The 19,624-nt window shown below is 72.0% G+C and carries 12 protein-coding genes; 8 read left to right on the top strand and 4 right to left on the bottom strand.

Annotation, left to right across the window (positions count from 1 at the left end):
- The first annotated feature begins 506 nt into the window (after nucleotides 1-506).
- The 6 genes from AB0E02_RS16000 to AB0E02_RS15975 all read left to right on the top strand — a co-directional run bounded on the left by AB0E02_RS16000 (nucleotide 507) and on the right by AB0E02_RS15975 (nucleotide 9,813).
- The gene (locus tag AB0E02_RS16000) at nucleotides 507-1,178 is read left to right on the top strand and encodes a bifunctional DNA primase/polymerase (protein ID WP_362139473.1); all 672 of its coding nucleotides are present in this window, start codon (nucleotides 507-509) and stop codon (nucleotides 1,176-1,178) included.
- 367 nt (nucleotides 1,179-1,545) lie between these two features.
- The gene (locus AB0E02_RS15995; protein WP_362139709.1) at nucleotides 1,546-2,325 is read left to right on the top strand and encodes an ABC transporter ATP-binding protein; all 780 of its coding nucleotides are present in this window, start codon (nucleotides 1,546-1,548) and stop codon (nucleotides 2,323-2,325) included.
- Nucleotides 2,322-3,959 (top strand): transporter, encoded by a 1,638-nt coding sequence (locus tag AB0E02_RS15990; RefSeq protein WP_362139470.1) that lies wholly within the window; start codon nucleotides 2,322-2,324, stop codon nucleotides 3,957-3,959. Before AB0E02_RS15995 ends, AB0E02_RS15990 begins: the two co-directional genes overlap by 4 nt.
- A 789-nt stretch (nucleotides 3,960-4,748) precedes the next feature.
- A complete protein-coding gene (locus AB0E02_RS15985) occupies nucleotides 4,749-7,124 on the top strand; it encodes a hypothetical protein (RefSeq protein ID WP_362139468.1) in 2,376 nt (791 codons plus the stop codon).
- 475 nt (nucleotides 7,125-7,599) lie between these two features.
- Complete coding sequence (locus AB0E02_RS15980) at nucleotides 7,600-8,856, top strand: hypothetical protein (RefSeq protein ID WP_362139466.1); 1,257 nt, start codon at nucleotides 7,600-7,602, stop codon at nucleotides 8,854-8,856.
- Between the two features lie 471 nt (nucleotides 8,857-9,327).
- On the top strand, nucleotides 9,328-9,813 hold the full coding sequence (locus AB0E02_RS15975) for a hypothetical protein (RefSeq protein WP_362139464.1): 486 nt from the start codon (nucleotides 9,328-9,330) through the stop codon (nucleotides 9,811-9,813).
- A 732-nt stretch (nucleotides 9,814-10,545) separates the two neighbouring features.
- Here AB0E02_RS15975 and AB0E02_RS15970 read toward each other — a convergent pair.
- Together AB0E02_RS15970 and AB0E02_RS15965 are read right to left on the bottom strand one after the other, a co-directional pair.
- A complete protein-coding gene (locus AB0E02_RS15970; RefSeq protein WP_362139707.1) occupies nucleotides 10,546-11,421 on the bottom strand; it encodes an alpha/beta hydrolase in 876 nt (291 codons plus the stop codon).
- Between the two features lie 1,362 nt (nucleotides 11,422-12,783).
- Nucleotides 12,784-13,476 (bottom strand): metal-dependent transcriptional regulator, encoded by a 693-nt coding sequence (locus tag AB0E02_RS15965; protein WP_030415691.1) that lies wholly within the window; start codon nucleotides 13,474-13,476, stop codon nucleotides 12,784-12,786.
- Between the two features lie 401 nt (nucleotides 13,477-13,877).
- Between AB0E02_RS15965 and AB0E02_RS15960 the strand changes: the two genes are divergently transcribed.
- Nucleotides 13,878-14,645, top strand: a complete 768-nt coding sequence (locus tag AB0E02_RS15960; RefSeq protein ID WP_362139460.1) for an SIS domain-containing protein — start codon at nucleotides 13,878-13,880, stop codon at nucleotides 14,643-14,645.
- 268 nt (nucleotides 14,646-14,913) lie between these two features.
- On the opposite strand, the gene AB0E02_RS15955 is transcribed toward AB0E02_RS15960, so the two are convergent.
- Both AB0E02_RS15955 and pdxH read right to left on the bottom strand, forming a co-directional pair.
- Nucleotides 14,914-16,530 (bottom strand): PAS domain-containing protein, encoded by a 1,617-nt coding sequence (locus AB0E02_RS15955; protein ID WP_362139705.1) that lies wholly within the window; start codon nucleotides 16,528-16,530, stop codon nucleotides 14,914-14,916.
- Between the two features lie 556 nt (nucleotides 16,531-17,086).
- Nucleotides 17,087-17,746, bottom strand: coding sequence for a pyridoxamine 5'-phosphate oxidase (pdxH, locus tag AB0E02_RS15950; RefSeq protein WP_051799142.1), 660 nt, complete (start codon nucleotides 17,744-17,746; stop codon nucleotides 17,087-17,089).
- 505 nt (nucleotides 17,747-18,251) lie between these two features.
- Here pdxH and AB0E02_RS15945 point away from each other — a divergent pair.
- The gene (locus AB0E02_RS15945; RefSeq protein ID WP_362139459.1) at nucleotides 18,252-19,355 is read left to right on the top strand and encodes a citrate synthase 2; all 1,104 of its coding nucleotides are present in this window, start codon (nucleotides 18,252-18,254) and stop codon (nucleotides 19,353-19,355) included.
- The last annotated feature ends 269 nt before the right edge of the window (nucleotides 19,356-19,624 follow it).

Below are 19,624 nucleotides of genomic sequence, written 5' to 3'. Positions count from 1 at the left end.
ATACACGCTTTGCAGGCGGATGCCGGATGCTGTGCGGTTTGCGCGCTATCCGGAGCACTTGCGTGCGAAGCGCGGTTTCACGAGACGTGCTTCGAAATCGTGCACGAAGTCGGTTTCCGAAGACCTTCTCCGGAGACGCATCCCGGGATCACGAGCCTCGGCCACAGGATTCGGTCACGAGTTTCGGTCACGGGTTCCGGGAACGGGATTCGGTCACGCTTGTCCGGTCACGAAGTCGGTTCACGAGACGTGTGCTGCTGGTGGGGAATGGCGCGGCGGTGCCCGTGCACTCGTAACGGCGCCGCCGTGCAGGGCTCCCCTGGTGCACCGCGGCCTGCCGTCGGGCGGCCTCTCCGCCCGTCGCACAGGTGGCTACCCAGCCACCGGCCCCGGTCCGCATACGCGCCCCCACCGGTGCACCCATGCGCCCCACGTGCAAGAACGATGCGCCGGGCAGGTCATCCATTTGGCCGTAACCCTTGGTGACAGGGGGAGTTGTCATCTGCGTGGAAGAGACCATCGGAGTCACAGGAGCCCCGCAGATCCCCAAGCAGCGCGGCGAGCAGCTGCTCGAAACTGCGGTGCGTTACGCGGAAGAACGCCACTGGGACGTGTTCCCCGGCGCATGGCTGGAGCACGACGGTGAGACGCCGCGCTGCTCGTGCGACGCCGACGACTGCGCCGTGCCCGGTGCGCACCCGATGGCGCCCGGCTGGGCCGGCCTGGCATCGGGCAGCGCGACCGCCGTCCGCCGTATGTGGAGCAAGCAGCCCCGGGCGTCGATCCTCCTGCCGACGGGGCGGACCTTCGAGGTACTCGACGTGCCCGAGACCGCGGGCTGCCTGGCGCTGGCCCGTATGGAGCGCATGGGGCTGACGCTCGGGCCGGTCACCCGCACCCCGGACCGCCGGATGCTCTTCCTCGTCCTTCCCGGTGCCGCGGCGAAGGTCCCCGACCTCGTACGGGGCCTCGGCTGGGCCCCGGCCGTGCTCGACCTGATCTGCCGGGGCGAGGGCGAGTACATCGCCGCCCCGCCGACCCGGGTGGGGGCGCACGGGCTCGTGCAGTGGGCGCGCCGCCCCACCGCCACCAACCGCTGGCTGCCGGACGCGGAGGAACTGATCAGCCCCCTGGCGTACGCCTGCGCACGGGACGCGGTGGCGGCCCGGGGGCGGTGAACTACGGGGGCTGAACTACGGGGACGGTGCACCGTGGGGGCGGTGAACTACGGGGACGTGCACCGTGAGGGCGTCGAAACAGGGGGCCGCGAACCAGGGCAACGTGAACCGTGAGGGCGGGTCGTCGAACCCTCCGGGCGAGCCCCGCACGGCCGGTCGTTGCCCGGCACGCCCTCCGCCCGCCGGCTTGTCAGTGGCCGCTCGTATCGTGGGACGCGGACGGGGGTCAAGGCGGCTCCTGCGGGGACGTCGGAGGGCAGGACCGGTGGGCAACGAGCCGGAACACAACGAGGTGCGGGCCGGTGTGGCGCCGCCCGAGCAGACATCGGCCACTTCTCCGGGCGGGCCGTCCGCGGCCCCGAGCACCATGGACGGGGCGCCCGCCGTCCGTATCCAGGGCCTGTGGAAGAAGTTCGGCGAGCAGATCGCCGTCCACGGCATCGACCTGACGCTCCCCGCGGGCCGCTTCATCGGGCTGGTCGGCCCCAATGGCGCGGGCAAGACCACCACCCTCTCCATGGTGACCGGTCTGCTGCGGCCGGACTCGGGCGTGGTGGAGATCGGCGGGCACGACGTCTGGGATGACCCGGTCGCCGTCAAGTCCCGGATCGGCGTGCTGCCCGAGGGACTGCGGCTCTTCGAGCGCCTCTCCGGACGCGAACTCCTCGCCTACATGGGCCGGTTGCGGGGGCTGCCGGGCGACGAGGTCGACAAGCGGGCCGGCCAGCTGCTGGACGTCCTCGATCTCGCCGGCTCCCAGCACAAGCTGGTCGTGGACTACTCCACCGGTATGCGCAAGAAGATCGGCCTCGCCGCGGCCCTGCTGCACAACCCGGAGATCCTCTTCCTCGACGAGCCCTTCGAGGGCGTCGACCCGGTCTCCGCGCAGACCATCCGCGGCGTACTGGAGCGCTACACCGCCTCCGGTGCGACCGTGATCTTCTCCAGCCATGTGATGGAGCTGGTCGAGTCGCTGTGCGACTGGGTCGCGGTGTTGGCCGGCGGACGGATCCGCGCGGACGGCCCGCTCGCCGAGGTCCGCGGCGCCGCACCCACGCTGCAGGACGCCTTCCTCGAACTGGTCGGCGCCAACGACCGCAGCGCCGGGCAGAGCCTGGACTGGCTGGGCGGTGGCGGCGCCCGATGAGCACCGATTCCGCCGCGGTGGCGGCGCGCCCGGCCGCCGCACCGAACCTCACCGCCGTCTTCGTACGGCTGAAACTGACCCTGCTGCGCAACGGGCTCCGCCAGTCGACCGGGCGCACCGTCGCGTACGTCAGCTCGATCCTCGTCGGCCTGCTGTTCGCGGCCGGCGCGGTGCTGGGGCTGATCGCGCTGCGCGGCAACGTCCATGTCGGCGCGCTGGCCGTGCTGTTGACCGGGATCCTCACGCTCGGCTGGGCGGTGATGCCGCTGTTCTTCCCGACGGGCGACGAAACGCTGGACCCGACCCGCCTGGTGATGCTGCCCCTGCGGCCGCGCCCGCTGATCGGCTCCCTGCTGGTGACGTCCCTGATCGGCATCGGCCCGGTCGTCACCCTGGCGCTGGTGACCGGCGCGGTGGTGGCGCTGGCGGACGGCCCGGCCGCCGCCCTCGTCGGCGTCCTCGCGGTCGTCCTGGTGGTGCTGGTGTGCGTGGCGCTGGCCCGCGCGATCGCCACGGCGTCGGTACGGCTGCTGACCAGCCGCCGCGGCCGTGATCTCGCCGTCCTGAGCGGCCTGTTCATCGCGCTCGGCGCCCAGGCCGTCAACATCGCCGCCCAGAAACTCGGCCGCCCGGACGGCCTGACCGTCCTGGAACCGCTCGGGGACGTCCTGCGCTGGCTCCCGCCGGCCTCCGCGATCGGCGCGGTCGAGGCCACCGGCCAGGGCGACTACGGGCGCGCACTGGCCGGCATGGCCCTCGCGGCGATAGCCCTGGCACTCCTCCTGTTCTGGTGGCAGCGCTCGCTGACCGCCCTGATGACGTCCCCGGACTCCTCCACCCTCCAAGCGGTGGAGAAGGACAGCGCACGCCGGTCCGGCGGCGGTGAGGGCAGGCTCGGGCGCCTGCTGCCCGGCGGCCGCACGGGCCCGGTCATGCTCCGTACGCTGCGCTACGCCTGGCGCGACCCCAAGTCGAAGATGTCCTGGGCGACCGCCCTCGGTGCCGGCCTGCTGGCCCCGGTCATCTCCTCGATCCAGGGCAACGGCAGCATCTACACCGCGTTCTCGGCCCCGGCACTGCTCGGGATACAGATGTACAACCAGTTCGGCCAGGACACCTCGGCCTTCTGGATGGTCGCCTCCACGATCGCCACCCCGCGCGATGCCTACCAGGAGCTGCGCGCCCGGGCGTTCACCCTCGCGCTGGTGGCCGTCCCGTACGTCACCCTCGTCTCGGTCGGCGCCGCCGCGTTCATCGGCCCATGGTCCGACTTCCTGCAGGTGTACGGCCTCTCCCTGGCCCTGCTGGGCGCGCTGATCGGAACCGGCGCACTGACCTCGGCGCTCTTCCCGTACTCGGTCCCCTCGGAGAGCAACAAGAACGTGGCCCCGGGCCAGGGTTCGATCGCCTGGTTCAGCCTCTTCGGTGGCTTCCTGGTAGGCGCCGTCCTGTGCGCGCCTCTCCTGGGCCTCACCATCTGGCTCCACCTCGCCGACCTCCACCACCTGCTGTGGATCCTGCTCCCCCTGGGTGTCCTCTACGGCACCGGCGCAGCAGAACTGGGCCTCCGCCTGGCGGCCCCACGCACCCTCAAGCGCCTGCCGGAGATCCTCGCGGCGGTGAGCAAGGGGTGAGGGAGGCTGAGGACGGCTGAGGGACGAGTGGGGACGGCTGAGGGACGGGGCGGCTTGAACCTGGGCTGCTTCGGCCGCTGGTGCCTGGCCGGGGCTGCTTGCACTGGCGTTGCTTGACTGGCTGCCCGGCATACGGTGTCTGGTTGCAGGCCATTGCCGGTTGCGGCTCGTTGCCTGGTTGCAGCCCATTACCTGTTGCGGCTCGTTGCCTGGTTGCGGCCCATTGCCTGTTGCGGCTCGTTGCCTGGTTGCGGCTCGTTGCCTCGCGCGCATCCCCCCACCCCCGAACCCACCCCCCGCCCCCTCCCCCGAAGGGGGAGAGGGGGAGGGGGCGGGGGAAGCCCCCGGCGTCGCCTCGGGCGCGACCAGCCTGCCGGCGTCGCCCCGCGGGCGAGGCCAAGCCCCCAACTCCGTCGCAGCAAGCCAGCCCGCCGGCGCCCCCGCTGCCTCGGGCACCCCGTCGTGTTGCCGCTGCTTCAGGCAGCCGCCGTGCTGCCGCTGCGCGCGAGCCGCCGGCAGACCGAAGGAAGGCGGCCATGGCTCAACCCCTCCCCCGCTGAGCTGCCTCCGCGTACGCAAAACCGCGTGATCGGGCAGGGCGGAGAGGCCAACGCGTGGGACTCGTTGACGGCCTCGTAGCCAGGTGCGTTGACGGCCTCGTCGGTGAGGCAGGGCACGGCACTCAGAGGCGGCGGGGCACGACGGCTGGGGCTGGTCGTGGAGTTATCCACAGGGTGCAGCGGACGACGGGCGGGGGCGGTAGCTTCATGGCATCGACACGAACGAGGGGTGGTGGGGGCGGTGCTGCGCGCCGGAGTTGTGCTGGTCATGGGCTGGTTGGCGGTGCTGTTCTGCGCCGGTGCGGTGCAGGCCGCGCCGGGCAGTGCCGACACCCCGACGCAGACCGCGTATCTCGCCGGGCAGTTGCGCAAGAACCCGGTCTTCATCAGCGACCAGATCCCGCGCGCCGTACCCCGGTCGACCGCGCCGGACTTCGCCAAGGAAGCCCGGCGGCTGGGCGTTCCGACGTACGTCATGATCCTGCCGAACACCCACTACGGCTCCGAGGCCACCGGCCTGCTCGCCGGAGTCCATGACCGGCTGGGCCGCAAGGGCCTGTACGTGACGCTGAGCCCCACAGGTCTGGACGCGGTGCAGACGTACGGGGTGAGCCTCGCCGGCGCCGAGGACGCGAGCCGGGCGACGCTGTACGAGCTGCCGTACGACGCCACTCCGCGCGAGGTGTTCCGGCATTTCGTCGACGTGCTGGCCTCCGGGCGTGCGCACCAGCGCGCCGAGGCGGCACACGCCAAATACGGCGACTCGGTGGACGAGTTGCCTCTTCTGCACACCGACCAGACTGCCCGCGAGGACCAAAGCTTCGCGACCGGCCTCGCCGTCACCGGCATCCCAATGACGGCCCTGCTGCTCACCCTGTACGCCTTGCGGCGCCGCCGGATACGGCGCGCTGAGGCGGCAGGCGATCCCCTGAGCCCCGGCAGGCGGCCTGCCACCCCCAAGAGGACGGCATTTGCGAAGCGAAGCCCGGCCGGGAGCAGGCCGAAGGGCACGCGGGCAAGCAAGACGACAAGCAAGCCCGGAAGCAGGACGGGGAGCGAGAAGGGCGGCCCTGGAGGGAGCGCGTCCGGGCAAGGCGTGAAGACGACGGGCGTCGGGGAGTCGGGCGGGCGGCGTGTGGGGATGCTGCCGCTGGTGGCGGCGGCCGTAGCCCTGGGCGGCCTGGTCGCGTTCACCGCATCGCAGGTTTTTGACGACACCACCAGTGGGGATGGTTCGCGTCCCACCGCCGCCGATATGCGGGCGAGGATCGATCGGGTGGCCTCGGGGCTGGGCCGTGACCCGTTGTACGTCGACCCCGAAAGCCCACCCGCGCTGGACGCCGCCGAGCGCAGCCAACTGCGCGCGAAACTGCGGGCGCTGCGCATCCCGGTGATGATCGCCGCCGTTTCCAGCAATCCGGACGACGAGTCCGACGGACAGAAGGACCTGCTGGTCAAGGCGCTGCACGACCGGTTGCACCGCGATGTCCTGATCGTGCTGGCCGAACCCTCGGACGGCGGAATCGAGGTCGTCAACTACGGCACCCGCGTGGACCCGACGTATCTGATGAACCGGCCGCATTACCTGGAGTACCCCGAGTCCGCCGACCCGGCGCTCGGCCGTCGGCTCGATCAGTTGCTGACGTACCTCGGCAAGGCCCCGACCAGCAAGTCGGACGCCCCCCAGTCGGATCCCCTGGCCTACGACCCGCCGCCTGCGGTTGATCCGGTCAAGGAACAGGCGCTGCCCGGTCTGTTCACCGGGGACTTCCATCCCGGCCTGACGCTCGGCGTCTTCGCCGCGCTCCTGGTCACGGGGCTGGTGGTGGCCGGTTGCGGGACGATACGCGTGATCGTGACGGCCCGGCGGCGGCGTTACGGGGCCGGGGGCGGCCCAAGGGCCGCCCATGGCCCGCACGCTCCGGAGCGACCTTCGTTGGGATGGCTGCGGCGGGCCGCCCGTCATGACCTCGACACCCTCACCGCAGCGCTGGAACCGATGACCGTGCGGGAACCGACGGTCGGAGTGCCGGAACCGGTGGCTGCGCTGCCGGCGGACGCCCAGCGCCGGGCGTGGGAGTGTCTGGACGCGGCCGCGTTGCTGATCGACGGGGACAGCGACGGCCGGATCGACGCTGATGCCACCCCGGCCGTCCTCGCCTGCGCCATCGTGCTGGCCCGCGCGGGCCGCACGGCGATCGACGAGCCGACCGCGGCCCGCCACGTCTGCCACCGCAATCCGCTGCACGGCACCGCCCGTAAGCGCACAGAAATACGCCCGGGCGGCGGCAATCCCGGCGGCACAGCCGGCGGCAGCGCTCGCAGCACCGCCGACGCGGCCGGCACTCGCGGCACCGGCGATCCTGCCGGCACTCGCCGCGCTGCCGGCAGGACCCGTGCCGGGAGCAGGATGTGGTCGCTGCCGGTGTGCGAGGGGTGCCGGGTGACACCTGGGGCCGTACTGCGGCTGCGTTCCCAGGAGCGCAACGGGCGCGGAGCGTACGTACCGTATGCCACCCTGCCCGGACCGCTGGCCGCCCTCGCCGACGGAGTCGAAATAGATCAACTCACCCGCGATGTACGGGAGTACTTCGGTGTGCACTGACCCTCGCGACCCTGCCGGCGCGACCCGACGACAGGACCGGACCGCCCAACGCCGCGACGGGACCGCCCACCGACGCGGCCAGATCGCCCAACGCCGCGACCGGATCGCTCAGCGACGCAGCCGGATAACTGAACAGCGCGCCCGGCACGCTCACCACCCGGGCCAGGCTGCCCAACCAGGCCAGGCCGCCCAACGGGGCCAGGCCGCCCAGCTGGGCCAGACCACCCAGCGGCGGGATCCGATCGGCCGACCCGACGCCACCCGGGACGCACGGCCAGGCACCACGGTCCCCCGGCCAGGCACGCCGGCCGCACTGCCAAGCCCCCAGGCCGCCCGCCGGCTGTGGCCCGCGCTCTCGCTCTCGCGCACGCTCGTACTCGCGCTCGGGATATCAGCCGCCACCCTGCTGTGCGGTGCGGCCGCGCCCGCCATGGCTACACCCGCCATGACCAGGTCCACGGGGATCACTTCCGCTGTGGCCGCGTCCGCTGCCGCCAACGGGCGGGAGGGGCTGGCCAGCCACGGCCCGGCCACCCCGCCCAGCCCGGGGAAGAAGATCGCGGAGGCGTTGCGGGGTTCGCCCGTGTATGTGGATCCCTCGCTGGCGACGGCCGTTGATGCGGCGCAGAAGCGGGAGCTGGTCGCGCAGATCAAGGCAACCAAGCTGCCGATCCGCGTGGTGCTGGTGCCGCTGGTCGAGGGTGACAGTTGGGGTGGAAAGCCCGAGCAGCTCGCCGAGGTGGTGCACGACCGGATGGGCGGCGGCCCGTCCATCCTCATCACGCTCGGGGACCTGCCCGACGATATCGCCGCCCGGGAATGGCCCGAGGGCGCCCACCAGGCGATGCACGCCGCCGCGGCGGTCTTCTTCCAGGACGACATGAAGGGCGCGGGGCTGGCCAAGCGCGTCTCCCGGGCGATCGGCATCATCAAGGCGGGCAACGGCGACAAGGCGTATGAGGAGGCCACGGCCAGCCTCAACACGTCGAAACCCACGCCGTCGGGTGAGGCCGACGGGACGGGCAAGGACGCTGCGTCCTCCCGTGCGGGGAGCGGCGGGTCTCCTCTCGTACGGCTACTGAGCCTGGTTGTCGGGCCGGTGTTGCTGCTGGCCGCGGCGGGAATGTTGGTGCGCAGGCGTTCGCGACTGCGTGATCTCACGACGCCGTTCGCGCTGCCGCGCTCGGTCTTCGCCGCCGCCCGGCAGGCCGACGAGGCCGGGCTGCGTGCCCGGGCCGGCGAGGAGGTCGTGCGCCTGGGTGAGGAGGCACGCGCCGCGCAGGGTGATCCGGCGGCCGTCGAGCGGGCCCTCGATGCGTACGCCGCGGCCGGTACGGTCCTGGACCGTGCGCGCGGAGTCGTCGACCTGGCCGGGGTGTTCGCGCTGGTCGCCGAGGGTCGGGCGGCGTTGTCCAAGGCTCCGACGGCCCTCCCGCTGTGCTTCTTCCACCCGCTGCACGGGCCTGCTGTGCGCCGCATACCCTGGCGGCCGCTGGGCCGTCGTGAGCAACTGCGGGTGGCCGCCTGCGAGACGTGCCTGCGCGCGGTACGGACCCGGCGCGCCCCCGAAGTGCTCACCGACCGGCGGGACGGCCGGCCGGTCCCGTACTTCGAGATACCCGCCGAAGACAGCGTCTGGGCGGCCACCGGGTACGGCTCGCTGCTGAGCGGGGACGGTGACTCGCTTGCCGGCCGGGTCCAACGCGGTGACTCCACCCGGACGTTGGGCTGACCGACCCTTCCCGATTATCAAAGCAGGTGCGCGTCGAGACTACTTATCCAGCAAATGGAGAGAAAGCGCGGCTAACGTCGCGAATGCATTACACCCACACTTCGACCGCAACTCGACCGCGATAGACCGCACCTAGACCACACCTGAAGTGCACCTCGACTTTTGCGGAAATGGTCGCGAATCCACTGAAGTTGCTTGCGCGGGCCCTGCCAGAATCGTTTCGACAAGACTGTTGCATGGCCTTACGCTCCGCCGAAACAGCCGTTCGCCCACACTGGAATGGTGAATGGTGTGGGTGCACGGGGGAGAACGTCTGCTGGGAGAGCGTGTTGCTGCACACGAAGACCTTGGCTGCGCGTAGCCGCGCCCGTCGCCGTACTGGCGCTGACCTTGACCGCCTGCGGCGACAAGAAGGGCACGTCCGCCACGCAGGACGACAAGAAGAGCAATGCCGGCGCTGGCACTCCCAAGATGGAAAAGACGTCGGACCCGGCCGGCGGCGGTAAGCGGAAGCCGGGTCAGACGGGCACCGGGCGGTTCAAGGAGGAGAGCGGGAATATCACCTACGAGGTCGTCGCGCAGAAGGTTCACGTGGGCACCGAGGCGGAGGCCAAGAAGCTGGTATCGGACCCGAAGGACGCCAACGGGCTGGTGGCCGCGACCGCTTGGGTGAAGTTCACGAACAAGGGCGGCGGCGTCGTCAAGGAAATGCCGAAGGTGGGCAATGAGACCGAGCTCTACGGTGACGGCCGGCCCGGCGCCCTGCTGATAGGCGCGGCCGAGGACGGTCCCGGCTGTGAGGACACCATCGACATCGAGAACTGGAAGGCCGGGCAGAGCCATACGATCTCCCAGACCTACATGCTCCCGAAGGGCACCAAGTCCGTGGAGGTCCACTGGGCGGGCGAGGGCCAGAGCGTCTCCCCGTTCATCTGGAGGTTCAGCAGCGCGGGTTGACGGGCTCCTCGGCTCTTGGCTACTTGGCTACTTGGCTACTTGGCTACTTGGCCGATGATGGGGGTTTGTGGGCCGGGTGGTTGATGGGGGGGCGGCGAGTCCCTGGCTGCCCACCGTCACGAGCGCCGAGGAGCGTTGACGGGCCTGACGCGTCCGAGGGGCACTGACGAGCCCTGACGCGCCCGAGAGCACTGCCCCGGCCCAACAGTGCCGAGGAGCCCTGCCGAGCGACGACGAGTGCCACGGAACGCTGACGAGCACCGGTGAGTGCCGAGGACGCTGATGAGACCCGGCGAGTGCCGCGGAGCCCTGACGAGGGTGGCGCGAGCGCTGCGTCAGGGCCGGCGAACGGCTGGCGCGGTCGATCGGCGGCCAAACTCCCCTCAGCGGCATCTCGCCAGGCCGTCCAGCCTCCTCTACGCACTCACTCCTCTCCGCATGCGCATGCGCCACGCCACGGCCCTGTTGGCAGAGGCCGTGGCACACCTCCGCCGCCCGCCGCCCGCGTCTGCCGCCTGCTGCCCGGCGCCCGCTACCTGCCGTCTGTCGCCCCACGTCTGCCGACTACCGCGTACCGAGTGCCGACTGCCGACTGCCGACTGCCGACTGCCGACCGTGGCGCACGCGTCAGCTCTTTGCGGGCGGTTGCACCCGTCCGCTTATGGCGGGTGCACCTGCCCGTCGGTCGGTGTTTCTCGCGGCCGGGCCGGCCTCTTGCAGGCGATCCCCCGCTCAAGCCGGCAACGTCGCCGCCTGGAGGAAGGGTTCGATGGCGGCGCACCAGGCGTCGGGCCTTTCCCAGGGGAGGAGGTGTCCGGCGTCGGGGATCTCGGCGTAGGCGCCGCGCGGGAGGACGCGGACCATCTCCTGGGCCTCGGCGCGGCCCAGTTCGGCGTCCAGGCCGCGTACGACGAGGGCTGGGCAGGTCACCTGGGCGAGCTCTTCCCAGTGGGCGTCATGGACCCAGGTCTCGCGGGCGGTGAGCATCTGGCGCCGGGAGAACACCGGGCGCCAGCCGTCGGCGCGCTCGGCCATCACCTCGGCGAAGAACTCGCCGCGGGCCGGGCGCGGCCGCTCCAGCGTCGGATCGTCCTCGCCGAACCACTTGCGGACGTCCGCGAGCGTGGCGAACGGCACCGGCCAGGAGCGGAACCACTCGGTCCACTCGTGCTGCGAAGCCGCGCCCAGCGCGGAGGCTCGCATATCGCAGATCACCAGCGCACTGACCAGATCCGGGCGCCGGGCCGCTAATTGCCACGCCGTCAGCGCTCCCATGGCATGCCCGACGAGGGCGACCGGAGCCAGGTCGAGTTGCTCGATGGCCGCGATGGCGTCCTGGACGTACGCCTCGCGGTCGTACGGCCCGTCGGCGGGCTTCTCGCTGCGGCCGTGGCCCCGCTGGTCCAGGGCGACCGGGCGGTGCCGGGCGCCCAGCCGGCGGGCGGTGTCCGCCCAGTGTGAGGCGCGGCCCATCAGGCCATGGAGCAGCAGCACGCCGGGCCGCTGCTCGCTCCCTTCCAGCCCGCCGTCAATCTTGGGCGGGTCGGTGAATTCCCAGGCGGCGAGCCGTACGCCGTCGGCCCCTGTCACATCGATGCGCCGCACCATGTGCTCTGGCACCCCCAATCGTCCCTTGAGCAGCTCCACACTATCGAACCCCTATTCGAACGCACCGTTCCAGCGCCCAACACCCCTCGTTCGAGTGACCTCCCTCAAGGATTGGCCGCGCTCGTCACGGGGAGACATCTGCCGGGAGGCGGGCCCTACCGGGAAGGGGGCCCGTGGGGGAAGACCCTGAGAGCTCGGGGCTCCGGGTCTTGGGTGGGGGACATGGGGAGGCAGGGCCCCGGCTGCTCGCAGCGCCGGGGCCCTGACCGTCCCGCACTCAGTGGATGCATCCGATCCCCCTCCCCGGCCAGGACAGGCCCTCGCAGGGCCATGCGTCAGGGTGACACGCAACCGGCCGAACCGCACGGATTCGCACAAGTCCGTTCAACGGGCAATCACTTGCCGAGCCGCCGAACGATGCATCAGCACAGCTCAGCGGGCTCGTGAGGGGAGTCGACGGCGGGAGAGGGGAAGAAAATTCAGGGAGTCGGGGAGTTCGGGTAGTCGGGGAGTTCGGGGAGGTTGTCGAGAAGGGGGCGGAGGGGGAATTCCGCAGGCCGGGCGCGCGCCCGGCCTGCGGAGAGCGCCGTGCCCCTACGAGATTCGGGACATGAAGTGAGGGTGCGGTGCTCCGCGGCGGGGAGGCGCCGGGAGGGAGTGATCGGGCGCGCATTGGGGGGCGAGGCGCGCCCCGCCTTCGGGCCCCCGCCTATCCTCGGCGCCCGTCAGCCCTCGCACCCGCCGGTCCTCGGCCTCCGCCGCACCTCCGTCGGCCTCGCGGGAGCTCCGTCGCACCGAGACGGCTCGCGAAACGCCCGCCGAGCCAACCCGCCGAAGCCGCCGAAGGCCGCCGGCTCAGCTCGCCGAGACGGCCGCACAAGCGGTCCGTCGTCGTCCCGGCTCATGGCAGTCAAAACCGCCTGTCGAGACGGCCACCGAAAGCCCCGGACGCTCGGCGCGCCGCCGAAACCGGCCCGCACAGACAGACCGCACCAACGACCTGCCCAAACGCCCGCCAAATAGCCCGCGAGTCAGCCCGTCGAGTGAGCCCGTCGAAACGATCCGCTGAACCGCCGCCCAGAAAGCACGCCGACCGGGCCCGCCCAAACAGCCCGCCGACGCACCCACCAACGGTCCGCCGCAACGGCTGCCGCACGGTCGGTCGAAGATCCACCGAAACAGTTACTCGAGAGTCCGCCGAAACGGCTGCCGCAACAGTCGGTCGACGTCCCCGGAACAGTCGCTCGCAGTTCCCCCGCAACGGTCGGTCGGAGGCCCCCCGAAACAGTCGCTCGAAGGCCCGCTGAAACATCCGCTCGAAGGTCCCCCGAAACGGTCAGTCGGAAGACCCTCGAATCGGTGTCAGCGCTTGGCGACGAAGACGTGGGAGGCGATGTCGGAGGTCAGTTCGGCGGCCTCGCCGCTGCTGCCGACCAGGACGCCCGCCGGCGACTCGGTCACGCTCACCACGGCGCCCGGCTGCACGCCCGCGCGGCGGAGCGTGTACATCAGCTGGGCGTCCGCCTGGATCGGCTCACCGATCCGGCGCACCACGGCCGTCTTGCCGTCCGCCCCGGCGTCCAGGTCCATCAGGCTCACCATGCCCGCGTCCAGGAACGGGTCGGCCTCGGCCTTCTCCCCCAGCTCCTCCAGGCCCGGGATGGGGTTGCCGTACGGCGACTCCGTCGGGTGCCGCAGCAGCTCCACGACGCGGCGCTCGACCGCCTCGCTCATCACGTGCTCCCAACGGCACGCCTCGGCGTGCACCTGCTCCCATTCGAGCCCGATGACGTCGACGAGCAGGCACTCGGCGAGGCGGTGCTTGCGCATCACCCGGGTCGCCAGCCGCCGGCCCTCCTCCGTCAGCTCCAGGTGGCGGTCGCCGGCGACCGTCAGCAGCCCGTCGCGCTCCATGCGGGCGACCGTCTGGCTCACCGTGGGGCCGCTCTGTTCGAGCCGCTCCGCGATGCGGGCGCGCATGGGCACCACACCTTCCTCCTCCAGTTCGAGGATGGTGCGGAGATACATCTCCGTGGTGTCGATAAGTCCGGACATGCGTGCCCCTCGATGTGTGGTGCGGTGGCCCTGGACTCAATTCTGACGCATCCCACTGACATCGGTGCCCCCTCGTCCGCCCACCGGACCCTCACGGTGGTATGGCCCGGCCGTATTGACAGGGCACTGGTCCAGACCGCAACGTGATCCGCGCCACTGATCACGAGTGGGCGGGATGGGCGTAGTGGTGAGGGAGGCGCGGGGCTGTCCGTACGGAGCCGGGCGGCCGTCCACAGGCCGCGGGCGACAGGTCACGAGCCGCGGGTCACCCCCAACAGCACAGCCGAAGCAGCACCGCACCACCCCGCCCCGCCCCGAACAACACGCACCGCACCGAACAACACCGCACCAACAGCACGTGAACGCACACGAAACCCCCAGGAGAGGGAGGGCCCGCGGCAATGGCTGACAGCGACCGCAGTGACCGGCTGGCCGGGACGTACTTCGACGCCGCGATCGAGCTGCTCCGGCAGGTCCGCGACGAGGAGGGCGAGCGGATCACCGCGGCCGGGCAGCTGATCGCGGACACCGTAGTGGCGGGCGGCCGAGTCTTCTCGTTCGGCGCCGGGCACTCCTCGTTGCCCGCGCAGGACACGGTCTACCGTGCCGGCGGCCTGGCGATCATGAACCTGCTCTCCGTCCCGGGGGTCGTCGGCGTGGACGTACGACCGGCGACGCTCGGCAGCGCCCTGGAGCGCGTCGACGGGCTGGCGGCGGCCGTGTTGGACACCAGCCCGCTGAAGGCCGGTGATGTGCTGGTGATCATCTCGCTCTCGGGGCGCAACGCGCTCCCCGTGGAGATGGCGATGAACGCCCGGGCCCTCGGCATCAAGGTCATCGGCGTGACATCGGTGGCGTACGCGTCGGCCACCAAGTCCCGGCACGCGTCGGGCGGCTTCCTCAAGGATCACTGCGACCTCGTGCTGGACAGCCGGATCCCGGTGGGTGACGCGGAGCTGACGCTGCCGGGCATCGACGCGCCGTTCGCTCCGGCCTCGACGGTCGTCACCAGCGCGATCATGCAGGCCGTAGTGGCGACCGCGGCAGGCACGCTCGCCGAGCGGGGCATCGACCCGCCGTTGTTGCGCTCCGGCAATGTCGACGGCGGGCACGACTGGAACGCCCGGGTGATGGGCGACTACGCGGACCAGATCTTCTACCGGACCTGAGCGACTACGCGGACCGGATCTTCTACCGGACCTGAAACGAACGGGTACCGGACGCCGAAGCCCGCAACCGGTCAGCGGAACCCGGGCCCGCAAGCCGGTCAGAAGACCCCCGGCCCCAACCGAACAGCGGCACCCGGACCTGAACCGATCAGCAGCCCCGGCGCCGGATCCGGCCCCGCCCGATCCGGTCCCGCCCTGCCCGCTCCCGCCCTGCCCTGCCCGGTCCCGTCCTGCCCGGCCCCGCCCGATCCGGCCCCGCCCGGTCCGATCAGCAGGACGACGCGCCTGCGAGGTCCAGTGCCGCGGCGATGCGGGCCGCGACCTCCTCCGCGTACTCGGCGTCCGCGCGGTCGAAGGGGCGGCGTGCGGGCGCCCGCAGGAACGTCAGCACCCCGAGCGTCCGGCCGCGGCTGCGCAGCACCACGCACAGGCCGTGCACGGTGCCGTCCGGCCAGTGGCGGGCCGCCGCCCAGCTCTCGGGCGCGGCGGCACCGGCGCTCGTACGGACCGAACCGCGCCGCTCGTACGCCTGGAGCGCCGGATGGCCCGGGGCGTAGGGCACGGGGATGCCGGTCGCGGTGAGCGCCACGCAGGGCCCCGGGGAACCGGCCGGGGAGGCCAGCGTCCGCACCAGGCCGCACGGCGCCCCGGACCGCTCCCCTACGGGCCCGCTGCCCCCAATGCCCTCTCCTCCGGCCTCCCCGCCCCCAACGCCCTCTCCCCCGGGCCCCCCGCGCCCATCGCCCTCTCCCCCGGCCCCGTGCCCCTCGTCACGGCTCCGATGGCTCCCCTCTCCCCCAGGCCCCCGCCCCCCGCCATGCCCGTCGCACGCGCCGTCCGCCTCGCACCCGCCCTTGCTCTCGCACGCGTCCTCGGTCCCGCACCTTCCCCTGGTCTCGCACGCGCCGTCCGTCTCGCACCGCCCCTGGGGCTCCCACGCGTCGTCGATCTCGTACGTGTCGTCCGCGGTGACCGTCCCGTACGGGGCCGGGGCGGGCTTCGTGGCGAGGTCGACCAGGCCGTGGTCGGCGAAGCCCGCCAGGGCGAAGTCGAGGTGGACCGCGGCCGCCTCGGACGGGTCCGGGCACTCCGCGGCCGCCCGGCCGGCGCGGTGCAGCTGGTGGGCCCGGAAGCGCAGCAGGGAGGCGTCCTGCTCGGCGCGTTTGGCGTCGGTCACGTCCTGGAAGAGCCAGGCGACGCCGAGCGGCACCGGCTCCTCCGCCAGCGGGGAGGCCAGCCGGACGAAACCGCTGCGCCAGCAGCGGCGCGGATGCTCGGCATCCTCGGAACGCAGGGTGACCCAGAATTCGGCGACGGCCGGCGGCGCGCCCTCGCCCAGGACGTGCTGCAGGGCGCACTCCAGCTCCTGGGCGCCCTGGTCGAGCAGTTCGCCCAGCGGCCGCCCCAGCAGGGCGGTCCGGCCCACACCCAGGGTGTGGGCGGCGTGGGCATTGACGACCGCGGGCCGCAGATCGGCGTCGACCAGCACCACGCCCCACGACGCGTCCTCGAAGAGCGCCTCGCTCAGCGCGATGGAACGTTCCAGGTCGATCTGGACGTGCACCTCGCTGAAGGCGCAGTACGCGCCCGCGACCCGGCCGTCCGGGCCGCGCACCGCCGAGCACTGGGTGCGCACCAGCACCCGGTGGCCGTCCTTGGTCAGCAGGGCGAATTCGTGCACCTGGCGGCCCGGGGAGCGCATCGCGGCCGTGAGGGCGGCCTCGATGCCCTGCGCGTCCTCCTTGCGGACCGCCCAGCCGGCCAGGCCCGTACGGCCGACGGCCTCGGCGGTGGTCCAGCCCAGGATGCGCTCGGCCTCGTGGTTCCAGTGGGTGACCGTACGGTCGGCGGTGAAGGCGACCAGGGCGGCGTCCATGCCGTCCAGGAGGGCGGCGAGGAGTCCGGAGTCGTCGGACTCCTCGGTGGCGCGGCGCGGCGGGACCGACGCACCGGACGAAAGACCGGAAGAAGCCGACGAAGCAGTCACTGGCACCCCTCACGAACCCGGCTGCACGTGCCTCACCTGGGCACATTCAACTGGACGGTGACCTGCAACACGCCCGTTTCCCGGAAATCGTTGTTCCCGGAAAAAAATCCGTTGTGCCGGGCGGGCCGGCTTCCTAATGTGTGGAGCACACGAGAAGGGAGGTGGTTCGGCAGATGATTTCGCACCGGACGCGTGAGGTGGCTGCGGGCTAGCGGCCCGACGCTTCACCGAAGTGCAGCGCCGGACCAGCGCATACTGCAGATGCGCAGCCGGCCAATCCCAAGCAGTCACCCGACCCGCGGGCTGCCGGTTCGTCCGACCGGCCCTCTGCGCCACCGAGCGCGGAGGAAACAGCCCGCGGGTCGTCTGCGTTCCGCCCGGTCCCGGGCGGCGGCCCTCGACCCCGGCGGAAAACCGCCGGGCCCGGCCCGGAAGGCGCACGCCAAGGACGGGGTCAGGGCGCCAGGCGCTCCACGCGCCAGATGATCTCGGCGGCCCCGGTTCCCGTACCGGCGTCGGCCGCCTTCTCGCGTACGTAGCGGAGCCGGTCGTGCAGCCGGTTGTGCCGGCCCTGCCAGAACTCGATCGTTTCGGCCGCGACCCGGTAGCCGCCCCAGTGCGGCGGCGCGGGCACCTGCTCGCCCTCGGGGTAGCGGGCCGCCAATTCCTGGTAGGCCTGCTCCAGTTCGGTGCGCGAGGCGACCGGTGCGGACTGGTCGCTGGCCCAGGCGCCCAGCTGGGAGCCGTGCGGGCGGGTGCGGAAGTAGGCGGCGGTCTCGTCGCGGCCGATGCGCTCGGCGGTACCGGTCACCACGACCTGGCGGGCGAGGGGATGCCAGGGGAACAGCAGCGACACATAGGGGTTTTCGGCCAGTTCGCGGCCTTTGCGGCTGCGGTAGTTCGTGAAGAAGACGAAGCCGCGGTCGTCGAAGCCCTTGAGCAGCACGGTCCGGGAGCTCGGCCGGCCGGCGGCGTCCGCGGTCGAGACGACCATGGCGTTGGGCTCGTGCAGACGGGCCACGGTCGCGTCCGTGAACCAGCGCGCGAATTGGTCGTACGGGCTGGCGGCGAGGTCGGACTCGGCGAGTCCCTCGGCGCGGTAGTGCGCCCGCATGGAGGAGGGATCGGGGATCTCGTGATGCGCGTCGGCTGGGTGCACGGCCTCATCTTGCAACATCAGCCGCGACGCGGTCAGCCGGGAGGGGCGGAAGTCTGCCCCCCGTCGACCAGCCGTAACCCTCCCGTCGGCAAATCGACCAGTGTGCCGGATCTCACGCTTCCCCGCAGGTGGGAGACCCGCCAAAATCATGGCCCGGCCCACTGTGGCCCCCGGACAGGGGGAGCTATCGTGTTCCGTCCGGACTGACGGGACGCAATCACACCTGACGGGACGCACCGCACCTCCGTACCGCACGACACCGCGTCCGCCGGCCCGCGGCCCGACCCACCGCGGGCAGCACACCGCGTGACCCATGCCCTGGCGGGGCATCACCCGGGTGACCGGAACGGACCGCGAGCTGCCCGGCGCAGCCGCGTAACCGCTCCGGCACCGCACCAGACACGACCGCACGGCAGCCGGTCACGGACCGTATGCCGTCCCCATTTTGAGGAGCCGCCTGATGTCCGACTTCGTACCCGGACTCGAGGGAGTTGTCGCGTTCGAGACGGAGATCGCCGAACCGGATAAGGAAGGCGGCGCGCTCCGTTACCGCGGGGTCGACATCGAGGACCTTGTGGGACACGTGTCGTTCGGCAACGTCTGGGGGCTGCTGGTCGACGGCGCCTTCAACCCCGGGCTGCCGCCCGCCGAGCCGTTCCCGATCCCGGTGCACTCCGGTGACATCCGGGTGGACGTGCAGTCCGCGCTGGCGATGCTCGCGCCCGTATGGGGCCTCAAACCGCTGCTGGACATCGACGAGGCGACCGCCCGCGACAACCTCGCCCGGGCCGCGGTCATGGCGCTGTCGTACGTCGCCCAGTCGGCGCGCGGGCAGGGCCTGCCGATGGTGCCGCAGCGGGAGATCGACAAGGCCGAGACGGTCGTGGAGCGCTTCATGAAGCGCTGGCGCGGCGAGCCCGACCCCAAGCACGTCAAGGCCGTCGACGCGTACTGGACCTCGGCCGCCGAGCACGGCATGAACGCCTCCACGTTCACCGCCCGGGTCATCGCCTCGACCGGCGCGGACGTCGCGGCGGCACTGTCCGGCGCGGTCGGCGCGATGTCCGGCCCGCTGCACGGCGGCGCCCCGTCCCGCGTCCTCGGCATGATCGAGGAGATCGAACGGACCGGTGACGCCGGGGCCTACGTCCGGCAGGCGCTGGACAAGGGCGAGCGGCTGATGGGCTTCGGCCACCGCGTCTACCGCGCGGAGGACCCGCGGGCGCGGGTGCTGCGCCGCACCGCGAAGGAACTGGCCGCCCCGCGCTTCGAGGTCGCCGAGGCGCTGGAGAAGGCCGCGCTGGAGGAGCTGCACAACCGGCGCCCGGACCGGGTGCTGGCCACCAACGTCGAGTTCTGGGCGGCGATCGTCCTGGACTTCGCGGAGGTCCCGGCGCACATGTTCACGTCGATGTTCACCTGCGCCCGTACGGCGGGGTGGAGCGCGCACATCCTGGAGCAGAAGCGGACGGGCCGACTGGTCCGGCCGTCGGCCCGGTATGTCGGGCCCGGGGCCCGGAGCCCTCGGGAGATTGCCGGCTTCGAGGGCCTCGCGGCACGTTGAGGCGGCGCCCCGTACGTACCTGACCTTCCCGCCGCGGGGCGCTTTGCGGAGCCCCCTACGTACCTGGCCGTCCCGCCGCGGGGGTTTCTCGCCGTTGCGCGCTTTGCGGCGCCCCGCACGTAGCAGTCTCTCCCGGCGCGGGGCGCTTTGCGGAGCCCCCTACGTACCTGGCCGTCCCGCCGCGGGGCTTCTCGCCGTTGCGCGCTTTGCGGCGCCCCCGCACGTACCCGTCCTTCCCGCCGCGGGTGGTCTCGCCGTTGCGCCTGCGG

The sequence above is a fragment of the Streptomyces sp. NPDC048196 genome (assembly GCF_040652715.1).
Taxonomy (GTDB): Bacteria; Actinomycetota; Actinomycetes; order Streptomycetales; family Streptomycetaceae; genus Streptomyces; species Streptomyces siderophoricus.
The sequence above is the reverse complement of the archived record's forward strand: the minus strand, read 5'-3'. Positions and strand labels throughout refer to the sequence as shown.